Source organism: Anaplasma capra (assembly GCF_025628805.1).
GTDB lineage: Bacteria > Pseudomonadota > Alphaproteobacteria > Rickettsiales > Anaplasmataceae > Anaplasma > Anaplasma capra.
On the sequence record NZ_JAOTBG010000013.1, the window covers coordinates 1 to 12,087 of the forward strand.

The following is a 12,087-nucleotide window of genomic DNA, read 5'->3' on the forward strand; positions in this document are numbered from 1 at the left end:
CCTCTTGCGAATCTTTGTTTCGACATTGCCTGATAGACAATGCATGCTTCGTGTTAATACCCAAGGTTGTGTAGATATGTCACAATGCGCGGTTTTTGAAGATTTGCCTTGATTTACTCAGGGGTTCCCATATGATAGACCCGACGCGCGGGTGATGGTTGAGGTGTATGAGGGTTGTAGGGGTTTTGCTGTGTGCCCTGGCGATAGGTCTGGGTATAGGCTTCCTGTACGATAGGTACCAATCCGGCCAGGGTGAAGTGGTGAATGTGTACTCTTCCCGCAAAGAGGAGTTGCTGCGCGACCTCTTCAGAAGGTTTACTGCGGGTACCGGGATTAGGGTTAGGTACATAAATGACGAAGCAGCTCAGCTGATTGCCAGGATGGAAAGTGAGGGCAAATACAGCAAGGCGGATGTTTTTCTCACAGCTGATGCGGTGAACCTTATACTTGCGAAAAAGCGCGGGCTTTTGCAGGCAGTGAAGTCTGATATGCTAGAGCAGGCGATTCCCTTGAGATATAGGGACGCTGAGGGGTATTGGTTTGGGCTCACTAAGCGCGCCCGGGTAGTTGTTTATAACAAGTCACTAGTCAGTGTTGGTGATCTCAGCACATATGAGGACCTGGCGCACCCTCGGTGGAAGGGCAAGATTTTAGTCAGATCTTCAAATAGCCCGTATAATCAGTCACTGATAGCGTTTATGGTGGCCAATAACGGGTTAACAGCGACGCGAAAATGGATTCGTGGTCTGGTTGCCAATTTTGCGCGCAAACCAAGCGGGGGGGACACAGACCAAATTTATGCAGCGGCTGCTGGTGAAGGTGGGATTGCGATAGTGAATAGCTACTACTGGGGCAGGGTTAGCTCCTCTGACAGCAAGGCGGACAGGGAGGCCTCGTCCAAATTGGCCATATTTTTCCCTAACCAGAAGGTGGGCATGGGAACCATGGTCAACATTAGCGGGGGGGCTGTGGCAAAGCACGCGAAGAACCTGGATAATGCGGTGAAATTGTTGGAATTTTTGTCGGGCCCGGAGGCGCAGAAGGTATATGCGGATGTCAATCAGGAGTATCCGATAGTTAAGGGGGTCGAGTACTCTGACGTTTTACGGTCCTGGGGCGAGTTTAGGGAGAGTGAGCTGCCTCTACAAGACCTCGAGGCACATCTTGCAGAGGCCGTTTTAATTGCTGATGAAGAGGGGTGGAAATAGTTGTTGAGCGAGAGATTGCTGGAAGTGTTGGTGTGCCCACTGACTGGTGGTGAGTTGTATTATGACTCAGACAGTTGCGAGTTGGTAAGTAAAAATGCGGGCCTTGCGTTCCCCGTACGGGACGGAATTCCCATTATGCTCATTGACGAGGCGCGTAAACTGGAGCCTGAAACCTAGGCTAGCAGCGCCGCCGTTACTCAAGTAGAACCTTCCCAGCCACGTCTAGGGGGTGCTGTGCACCGGTAGCCCAACAAAACTTGGGTGGGAGTACTTATCTTGCTGTTGTGCAAGCAGTAAGACGGTGGACGGCACCCACCAGCCGCGAGACCGCAGTGCGTGGCTTGCCAAGCGGCGGCTTGCCGCCCCAGAGCTCATAGAGTGCTCCGGGGCACAAGCTCTGGGCGGCTTTGCAGGTTTACAGAGGTAGGAAGCCGTAGTACCCTCCTTCCACATGGCACAAACCCGTATCGCAACGGGTTTCCCACGCTACGCTGTCAATGAGTGCGTCATCTGTGTAGTGGTGCTGGCAATGATTTGTTCCCCCACCAGCAGCGGACGGCTCCGCACATGGCTTGTGCGCAGAACCGTGCGCTTCCAACACCTCATAGTAGCCATATTCGGTGCCGTGCGTCGCATTCTCCTCCCTGTGCGCGCTCCCCCCCGATGAGGAGCTGTGCCTCGCCCTAAGGAAGTTGTCCAGTGCATCGTCGTGAGCGCTGTTGTGCACATATGTTTCCTCATTGTGCGGCGGTACAGGCACACCCTCTGTTACAGGCTCGGCTTCGGCTGATTGCGCATCGGGCGCAGTTTCCTCTCTGATACCAAAAGAAATTCTGTCTCCCAGAAGATTAGGATATTTAGACAACACCCCGATCTCGTTCCCGTGCTCATCGAAAAGGTGCACGGTTTTGGATCGCCCATCTTCTACCGCGCCGATGCCAGAGTAAGATATATTTCCACCGGTCCGGAGTTCTAGCAGGGTGCCATCCTCGTACTTTTCTAAGTCGACTAGGGATATATTGGCTACAGGAATCCTTTGCGTATGGTCGATTGCCACATTCTCATGCGCGAGTGCGGCATTTATATACCTATGCTCACCAAGATCTTGGGGCATGTCATCTGGGTCTTCTACCCCGCTTTCTGTGGACGGAACCAGGTGCTTTTGTCCGTTGTGGGTTACCACTTTCAAGTGTGTGATGGCTTTCGGCAACTGGAAATAGTGCTGTCCGCTGTTGTTGTTGATGAACAGGTCATGCTGGTGCACCACCTGCCCATCTACTATCTCCTCACTGGCAATCCAGTATACAACTGTGTTCTCAAGCTGTTGCAAGTCGTGCTCGCTTACACTAACTTTGCGCACTTGTGTACCAGCCTCACCCGACTGCATATCCACAACTCCCGCACGCCTGTGTATCTCGTCCGCCAACTCCTTGCTATCTTGCTCTTGTCGGTGAAATAGGGAATAGTAGTCACTGTACCCGTGGTCTGTACCCAGGTCGTTCTTACCTGTCAAGGAAACACGCTGTGTGCCATCCCCCCCGTTTTGCAGCTCAACTTCTTGTTCGTGCAAAGAAGAAACAAAATCGCTATTGTCATAGTTGCGATCAAACGAGAGGAATATGCAATCCTGAAATAGGCTAGGAGAGCTGGAAAGCTCACCAATCTTTGTGTTCTCCGGCTCATAAATGAGCTCCGCTCTGGTAAAGTATGACAGATCGTCTGCCCATATTATCTCGCCGTTCTTATCCCTTGGTAGTCGGGGATCGTCTCGGTTCCACTGCAACTTGAATAGCGTACCGTCATCGTACCTTGTAAAGTCTACTAGATCTAATTTCGCATGCTTGGAAATCCAGTCCGCCTTGATTCTCGTGTACGCGAAAATTGGATCAATGTATGTATAGCCCTTCGTGTTGTATGGCATATCTGGTAGGCTCACGTTCCCGTCTTTGGTGCACGGCACAAGCCTTACCGAGCCGTTGTCTGTCCTTATAAGCTTTAAATGTGTTATACTGTCGGGAAATTGGAGCGTTTTGCCTGCAGCGACATCTCTAATGAAAAATGCCGGGTTTTGCACGACGTCGTTACTTGCGTCTTCTCTTGCCGCAGACATGTAAAACTCAAGGCTAGACAGTTTCTGTATAGCAACCTTGTTGTTTGAGTAAACAGCGGCATCGTATGTGTCATCGCTCGTTCTTTCGGTTCCCTTATCGTCTGCCATGACGCTTTTTCTTGCCGTTACGTCATGATGTTCTTCCGGAGTTTTTTCAAGAGATCGCACTTTGAGCCCATGCGATACCGAAAGCTGGTCGTCTCCACTGAGCTTTAAAACTTTAGGATCCAGGAATACGTCCACATCAACTACTATGTCTGATTCTTCCTCAGATGCCTTTGTGCCGCGGACAAAGTAGGCAGCCTTGTTGCCTTGTTCATCGAGCTGCACAACTACAACAGGAGTTGTGGAATAGACGGTGTGTGTGGCTTTCAGGCTGTCAGCAGCAATGAAGTTCATTTTTAGCCCTTCATGCTCATGTGTGTACTGAGTAAAGGCTTCTGAGTCGCTCGGCAGTTCGGCAACTTTTTCCCCGTCTGGCAGGTACACAGAAACACCGCTCATATCTCCCTTACCCATAGCCTTTAGGGACAAAATGACATCGTGCTGCTGGCTAAGTGTTTGCGCTCCACTGACTGCCCTCATTCTCATTGGGTCGATGTACATCATGTGATGCAAGATCCTCTGAAGCACAACTGACGCTTCTGAGTCTTCAAGACCCAGCATAAGCGACTGTACGTGCTTGGTGATGTATTCCGTGTATGCTGCGCCCAGCATAGTAGTTCGCAGGCGTGGGTCAAAATGCTGGTTCTCGAGCTCCGTACCAGCAATTGCTGCAAAATCCATATGATCTGTGGCAATTTTATCCAACCCTTGGGTCAGCAGAACTGATGCATAGTCTACTGCCTCGTGCACAGCACGCTCTGACTGTTCATCTTGCTTTTCCAGATAGGTATCATATGCTGCCTGCGCCCTGAGTACGGCTTCGTGTACCATAGCAACGTCGCTATCGTACTTAGTCACGATTTTTGTCAGGCTGGACACAACTTCTGGACGCCTGCTCATCAGGTATTCCTGGCCCTTGTCGTCGCAGTACGTATACTTCAAAACGCCGTGTGTTACTACGGGTTTGAGAAAGTGATACCTATGATGTAGGTCAAATTTATCTCCGGAGTGCATATTGGCAACTCTTATCACGCTGTGAAATCCGAAATGTGAGACTGGCGAAAGCGCACTCACAACATTTCCTGCGCTGTCTTCAAGGACTGCGTCAAAAACCTTGATCTGCTTAATTTCACCGTCGACAAGTTTATCAGTGAGTCCTACTAGCTCGTTCGGGCGTACAAACAGCGCATCGTGCGCAGCAACAAATTGCTCTGTGGAGTTTTCACTGAGCCAAGCGCTGAATCCCTCTGGTATGCTCATCAAGGTACTGAACGGGTCTGCAACGAGCTTTGCGTCTGATAGCAGCGTATTATGTCCAAAACTTGTGGCCGCAGAATTCCTAAAGGCCTCTTTTATCAGAGAAGGATTACTGCGTTGCAGGTAATTTACCAGCGTAATACCCAGATCGTACTTTAACATCACGTATCTGTAATCCTGCGGGCTACGCTCCCGAATGATTGACATAATATCGTTCAGGTTAGTTGCCTGAGCGATCTCCGCATCATCACGGAACATGCTTAACACTCTATCTGCGCGCCTCATGATGTCCAGGTCAATCTCATAGCCGCGCTCCACTATATGCTGTATATGCTCACCCACACCTTCGTTTAGGATATCCACGCCCGCGTGCCATCCATACTTTCCAGAAACTGCATAATCGAACAGGCAGTGGCTAAGTTCGTGGGGTAGGTTAGCGACCTTATTGCTTCCCTCCTTATACACATAAATCTTACCCAGTGAGGGCCAGGCTATGCCGCCTACATTGCCATCGACGCACATACGCTCTAGGGAATCCTTTAGGTTCCTGCTGTGCTCGAAAACATACACGTCGAGTTGCCTGGGTGTGTTGTGGGGCCCCAACGCGAAACTTGCATCGAACGCGCCTATTGTACTTCTGATCTCACGATCTATGTACTCCTTCGTTCTGTCTGCAAGTGGTTCAGTGCTGTGTATGGCAAGTTTTATCTGTAGCTGATCCAGAGCGTTGTCCTGCACGTAAAAAACGTGCCCAAAATCTCGTTCAATATCCCCAAACGATGCTGCTCTGTCTTCGGCACAGGGTGTCGTCGCTGAAAGGCTCTTACCGGATGTGCCACCCGCTTGTGTGGCGCTAGGAGAGACTTCCGTAGAGAGTTGCTTCAGTGTTTCCATAAAAGCCCTGCTTACAAAAAGGAGAGGAGTACAGCATGATTCTCCCAGGGAGTCAAGTGAAATAGTGTTTTTGTGCATTCAAGCCGGTATTGTGCGGGACTTCCGCGTTGTAGCCCGAAGTTTTCATGCTATTTACTGCCGGAGACCGGTGGCGAAGTTTGTACGTATAGAAGACACGTCGAAGCGGTATACAACCGGCCAGGGCACTAAATTCTACCTACCAAATTTTTAGGGTCAGATTGCTCACAATATGAATCACAGATGTGCTTCATCCATTATTAATGCAGATTTCCTATCTATCTCCGGCTTTGGTTCGCACCCTAAATGAGGCTAGTATGACAATCATCAAGCAACAAGACGTAGATCAGGCAATTAGCATGATGCCTGGGGAACTAATGTTTTCTCCCAACAGCAGCGGGTCCGAGTTGCACTCTGTGGCCGTTATGTATGACGGAAACTCGGTATCTTTTCCAACATCCAGGTACTACTACCTAGGGGGGCGCAACATAATACATGAAAGACGCGGATATGTGCTGTCCATTCCACCTGAATATCAGTTTTTAAAAGTTGTCCAGAACGAAGGAAAGCATGTCCTGCGCTTTTGTAACAGTGAGGGGAAGCTGCTTGCTGTTGGGGATTTTAGCCCCTTAGACTCGAGGAGTCTACAAGATCCGTCAAGCATTTTGGGTGCGTTGGAACATGCGGATATTCCCACAGTAAGTAGTGTAGCAAGACTTGCAGCTGATAAAGATGCTCTAGAGAGCGTCGAATATGTTGCATCTGAACCGGGGAGGAAAAGTTTAATAGATCCAGCCGGAGAGCTGCCAATTTTTGCACTGGGTACCCTGGAGGGTGCTGCACCTGCGGTTCACGTGTTTCCCCTTTCGGATATAGAAACATCGCAGGAGACGACCGCGGACGCCTCAATAGGTACATTAAATAGTGAGTGCGCACTGTTAATGTTGGATCGCGAAAGTGATTCCATAACCTTCTCGTACTTTTCGCCGTTACTTCAGCATCCAGAGCATCTTAGGGTGGAGCTTGCAAAGTATCCCCAGGAGACCATAAATGCGGTGAAATCCGCGTTGTTGCAGCACCCATTATACCTGATAGTGGAAGGCGAGAAATTTAGTATATCGGAGAACCCAGAAGGCGCCACCAAGGTCGATGATGCACAACAGGCCAGAAGCCTCCTGCGGCAGACGCACCTTCTTCCAGGCGGGGGGCCTGTGTTTGATTTACTGGAAGGAAAGTACGCGCTTCAAATAACTGTGGGTAGTACACTACTATCTCCGGAAGACACGCCGTATAAGCTTGTGGAGCAGCCCGGAGTAATTAGCAATGCTGCAGTGTTAGTGTCTGGCAACGAAATACCCATTGCGCGAACGCACGATGGAAACTTGCTACTATTCCGTAATTTCGCGTTTGAGCATGTTACTGAAAACATGAGTGCTGGTAGTGCACCGAAATTTAAGAAAGACATGTCCAGCTATGCGTTTGAGGAATTCATTAAGCACAACTTTGTCCTGCATGTTCCTGCAGCGGACAGCGGGGAGCTTCCCTACATTAATGCCAACGGTAAACTCATTGCAGGGGGAACGAATCCACTCAATGCCCTAATGCGTGGTACAGAGTATCCTATCGATAATGGCAGCCCGGATGTGAATTCTACGGGAGAAAATTCAGCGGGGCAAGAGCGGCAACCCCAACTCAAGTCCGGGGTACCTGAGATTCATGGAGGGCGTGTACAAGATGATGCAGATAATGTGCCTGCAAGAGGAAATAAAACTGAGCGTAGTAACGTGAAAGTGAATATGGACACCAGCCCTGATTCAGGGTTTGTAAGCGACGCCCAGCAGCCGCATTCGTTACACGAACATGAGGAAACTGTGGGGCAAGAAGGCAGCGTGGTTGGCTCTATGCTCCCAGGGGGTGCATTGTTCAATGCACAAACTGGTGACCGAAGGCATTCGGCTGTGCTCAAACTCCATGACGGCGGCACGCAAGAATTGCCCACATGCAAATATCGTTTCGCATCGGACGGGGAGTTAGTCGCCGATAACATGTGGGGACACAGTGTAGTGATCCCGAAAGAGTACCACTTTTTGAAAGTTGTGTCTGGAGGGGTTGAAGGGCAACCTCGCTATGAACTAGCATTCTGCAACAGATCGGGGGAAGTATTAGAGCCCCATCATATAGTGCGCTATTATCGGGACAATAGCCACGTATCTAGTAATTATGGGGCGCTGCCAGATGAGAGCGCAATTTCGGATGCTGTGAACCCACAATTTGTTGCCGTGCGTGACACGTTGGGAGCGTCACTCAAAGATCTGTACGAGGGACAGGGGCAGGGCCCCGCAATCACGCTTAGTGCGCCCACGGGTGCAGGCCCAGCTTTTGGTACCAGCCTTGTGGGTGGTGGCGGGGATATAATGGGTAAGCTTGCCTCGAACTCGGCGTACTTTGAGTTTGAAGCCTATCCCTACTACGCCCACACGCTCCACTATGGCAAAGACTCGGCGGAAATCCAGCTTGCAAATCCCGAATCCATTCACAGCACCGCAACCAGAGCTGCAAGGCAAATGCTGCTAGTTCTTACGCGAGAAGGTTTTGTCTACAGCACCTATGAGGACGTAAGAGATTTGGGCGATGTACAATTTGTGCGCTCTTTGAGTGAATATAAAAACTTTGTAGCCCAAGCAGAGCGGATTCTTGGCGGCGGGACAGTAGAATTGGACCAGCCACTTGCTGCGCGGTTTAGGCTGGAAAAGTCAGTGGTGAACCAGCCCAGCATCCCAGGTCCCCTATATGAAGTTTCGATTGTAGTAGATGAGCATACACATCCGCTAAAGCTCAGCGATGTTGGTATTTACTTTGCGTACAATGCACTGGATCTTGTGCATATTCCAAGCGCAGGCCACCCCGTACAGTTGTGCGCTTATGCTGCTCTTGGTGAACAGGTCTTGCGAGAGATGCTGCAAGACTTCCCGATAACGGTAAGGGAGGTTGACCATGATGCGCACTTGAAAACTTCCATAGTGTCTCAAGGGAAAGTGTTGATTCCAGGTGCTGTGGATTTATCGCTTAGAGCGCTGCCTCAAAGTGCGGAGGAGCCTCCACACCGTGGGGCTTACCCCACCGATGGCTCGCCTGACACCGAACGTGGAGCCGGTAATTCTCCATTTCCATTGCATCCAGTGAAGCATGGTACTGATGAGCGCGAGCAATCACCTGAAGCAATTTTTCCACACGGCAAGGGTGATACAGCGCAGAGCAGTGGGAACGGGGTGCAACCCCCCTCTGGTGGGTTGCCCACAGATAAGGCCACTTCATCTAAAATTAATCACTTAGGGTTCGAACATTCACCCGGAAAGATTGTGCTGCCTCTGATTCTAGGGGAAAAAATTGAAAGCGATGAAAGTACAGGAGGCAACACTGAGAGGTTTCAGGTTCTACTGCAAGTGCAGGATGCCTCCGGTGCCAGCAACCCGGCTTTCCCTCTGTGGGGATACGTATCCAAAAATGATAGAATAATATATGTTGACAAGGGGAAAGATTACGTTTTGTCCCTGGCGCCTGAGCATAGATTCTTAAAAGTGGTGCAAAACACAGAGGGCGGGTATCAGTTGGCTCTTTGTGATGCTGCTGGAAGGGCGCTGACAAAAAGCGATTTTGCGGATGGCAACGCAGTTCATTACCCGAAAGGTGCCTCTGGTGTTCTGAAGGGATATCAAAACTTTCTGCGAGATGACCACGCTCTGGAGAACACAGGACGGATAGTCTCAGTTGATGAGAGTGGTAACAGAGTGGTAGTAGATCTGAGTGAAGCTTACAGCGCTCAGCAGGGTGCCTTGCCATACTTCAGGCTTGATGCTTCGGAACCCGGTGCACATGTTTCGGTAAAGTATAACACGGGCAATGCTTCCCCATCTGGCGATCCAATGTTTCTGCATGGGAAGTATGCGCTGTTTGAGCTAAATTTGGAGTCCAATGCGTGTAAACTGTTACTTAGCGGTGATGCAATAGCTGCGCCTAACAGGCATGGTGTCGAGAGGTTTGTGGTTTTGGATAAAATGTTTCAGTTTGCACCCACTGACCGCGAATACATATATGGGATGGCACCGGCACGTATCAAGGCCTTGGAGGGAACCCCTCTATATGCGGAGATTAACGGTGCGCGCCTGGAATTTACTACAACACCTGGCAGCGCTACATTGAAAGCCGAAGATCCTGAGACTGCATATAGTTTTATGAGATTCCTCGCGAATCCAGGTGCAGAGTACAGAGAGCCCTATTGCGTGAGAATCGTTGCCGTGGATAAACAAGAAATGGGACTACAGGGTGTGGGCGTTAAAGTAGGGTCGAATGTGATAGAGATGCCCATAAGCAGTCCAGGTAGCGGCGGGATAGGTTTTGCAAGTGATGCGCCTCTTCGGATAGTGTGGACGAACGGTTATGGGCGCAAACTCGCGAGGGATATACAAGGGGATCCGCTACGTAAAGTTTTGAGCGAGTTTTTGTCGCAGCATGTCGTGATGGAAATTCGTGAGCCTAGTGGGCAAGATCACGCATTGCAGGACATAGTGCACGCTGGTAGAGAGCGCGATGTTTTTGAGGATTCATTTATACCCTCACTGATTGCACATAATGGAGATAAAACCGTTGGCAGAAGCACAGATGAGCTTTTGATAAAGATTAGAAAGGCGCGCCACATTGGTGTTGATGGGGAGCACAACATGGATACTGATGAACCCTTGGAGCATGCTTCCTATATACCGGATAGCGCCAAGCGCGGATCTGGCTCCCCTACTGATCACCCAGTCGAGCCACAGGAATCGGGAGGTGGCAGCGCAACAGATACTGGTACCTCGCGGCTGTACGTTGATCTGAATATGTCAAATCTTGGTCCCTTGTTTGGGGTGCGCACTTACCACGACAAAAAGCTGCTGACTGCGCCAAGCGTGTCATACCATATTACGGGAGAGGGGAAGCTACTGGTCAATAAGAGCTCGCATGATTCCCAACTACTTGATGCGTGGTATGCAAAGGTTGTGCAGCTGCATGACGGTAGTTACGCGCTAAGACTCTGCGATGCCGAGGGTGGAGATCTGGACTTAACGTATAGGGACGTAGACGAACCTGGTGTGATACCACATATTCCTGATTGGGCGTTGGACAGGATATATGAAAGCACTACGGGTGTGCCAGCTTTTAAGCTGCAAAAAGCCGGTACAGGGGCCCATGGAAACTCTGCAGTGGTTCTGGTGCCCTTGCCTAACAACTACTTGCACGCAGCACATGGAGATTCTGGTGTTGCACATCTCAACACTGACCACATGGGATTCATGCTGGGTAAGGATTATTTGGCGCTATTTCATTGTTCAACTGCCAATGATTTTCGGTGTGGATCGCTAGTTTGGCGATTTGCGGAGGACAGAGACAATAAGATGCACGATGTGGTGTTATCTGATGCATCAAATGCACAGCCCCTATATATGGTGGTGCGAGGAACACAGATTGCGTGGGCTATGGATGCAGATGCCAACGATTTAGAGTTTATTGATAACCCGTACATCAAAGAATGGTTGCAAGGCACTTGGTCGGGAGATTCGGATCAGCAGGTTGTGCTCAAGTTGACCATTGGGAGCGAAAGTGACGGCTCTGGCCTCTTAAGAATGCACATACTCAATCCTGATGGCGTGCTGCAAATTCCGGAACGACCTGGAGGTGATGGGCTCTATTTTGACAAGGATGCATACAGCATATGTGTGCGAAAGGGGCAAGCTACCTATGATGATAGCTTGCTTGCTGACTCTACAGCGAGTGCTTGGCGGCTAAAGATGCTGGCTTCCGTAGTGCCCTATGTGTTCTCACTAGAGGCGCGGAATGACGGTGTGGCCGGGGAAACCTCATACCACGTGGTAAAAGACTCAACCGTCAGTGACGCCGTTGACATCGCACCGGGTCTGTATCCTGTAGGTTGGCGCGAGTACCAACCTTTGGTGCAGCAACGGGAGCGCACACACACACTGGAGCCGGGGCATCATCCCGTAAAACAAGCAGGCGCCGAAGGTGATGGGTCTTCCGTGCCAAGGGGTGAGCGGGGGACTGACAGTATGGTGCTTGAGAACGAAGAGGTAGATGCACAAACGGCTGGGAGTGGCGGCTACAGGTTTGATGCCCAGCAGTGGAGTGTAGACTCCCAGAATTCGGTCTTCATAACGGAGCCTCACTCGTCACAGAGTGGTAGCTATGAGCTGTGGATCAACGCGGGATACGAGAACATGGCACGTTTTCACGAAAACGTGAACGAAAAATACCGCACCGGTGAATACTGGTATGCAGAGGCGATTGAGTTGTACAACTCAATAACTACGGAGTCCTGTAGGCACCAACAAGATCAGGCGTTCCCGGTAGTGGGTGGGCACGTTGACATGGACGGACAGGTAACCGTGCGTACACACTACTTTGGTAGCATTGAAGCCCTGAACAGGATGTTTGAGCTATAACGAC

General features: G+C 50.4%; 4 protein-coding genes. 3 read left to right on the forward strand and 1 reads right to left on the reverse strand.

Going from position 1 to position 12,087, the window contains the following annotated elements:
- Nucleotides 1–167 precede the first annotated feature (167 nt).
- Nucleotides 168–1,208 carry an extracellular solute-binding protein gene (locus OC187_RS03835; RefSeq protein WP_262997636.1) on the forward strand — a complete coding sequence of 347 codons (1,041 nt, stop codon included), beginning with the start codon at nucleotides 168–170 and terminating at the stop codon, nucleotides 1,206–1,208.
- Entirely contained in the window at nucleotides 1,209–1,385 is a 177-nt protein-coding gene (locus tag OC187_RS03840; protein WP_262997637.1) for a Trm112 family protein, read from the forward strand. It begins immediately after the preceding gene.
- A 238-nt stretch (nucleotides 1,386–1,623) separates the two neighbouring features.
- Here OC187_RS03840 and OC187_RS03845 read toward each other — a convergent pair whose 3' ends face one another.
- A complete protein-coding gene (locus OC187_RS03845) occupies nucleotides 1,624–5,574 on the reverse strand; it encodes a hypothetical protein (RefSeq protein WP_263008612.1) in 3,951 nt (1,316 codons plus the stop codon).
- A 281-nt stretch (nucleotides 5,575–5,855) separates the two neighbouring features.
- Here OC187_RS03845 and OC187_RS03850 point away from each other — a divergent pair, with 281 nt between their 5' ends.
- Nucleotides 5,856–12,083: a hypothetical protein gene (locus tag OC187_RS03850; RefSeq protein WP_262997639.1), complete on the forward strand. Its 6,228-nt coding sequence runs from the start codon at nucleotides 5,856–5,858 to the stop codon at nucleotides 12,081–12,083.
- The last annotated feature ends 4 nt before the right edge of the window (nucleotides 12,084–12,087 follow it).

Excerpts from the sequence above, each read along its gene's own strand:
- OC187_RS03850 (WP_262997639.1), top strand. The coding sequence starts at position 5,856 with ATGCAGATTTCCTATCTATCTCCGGCTTTGGTTCGCACCCTAAATGAG.
- OC187_RS03845 (WP_263008612.1), bottom strand. The coding sequence starts at position 5,574 with ATGGAAACACTGAAGCAACTCTCTACGGAAGTCTCTCCTAGCGCCACA.
- OC187_RS03835 (WP_262997636.1), top strand. The coding sequence starts at position 168 with ATGAGGGTTGTAGGGGTTTTGCTGTGTGCCCTGGCGATAGGTCTGGGT.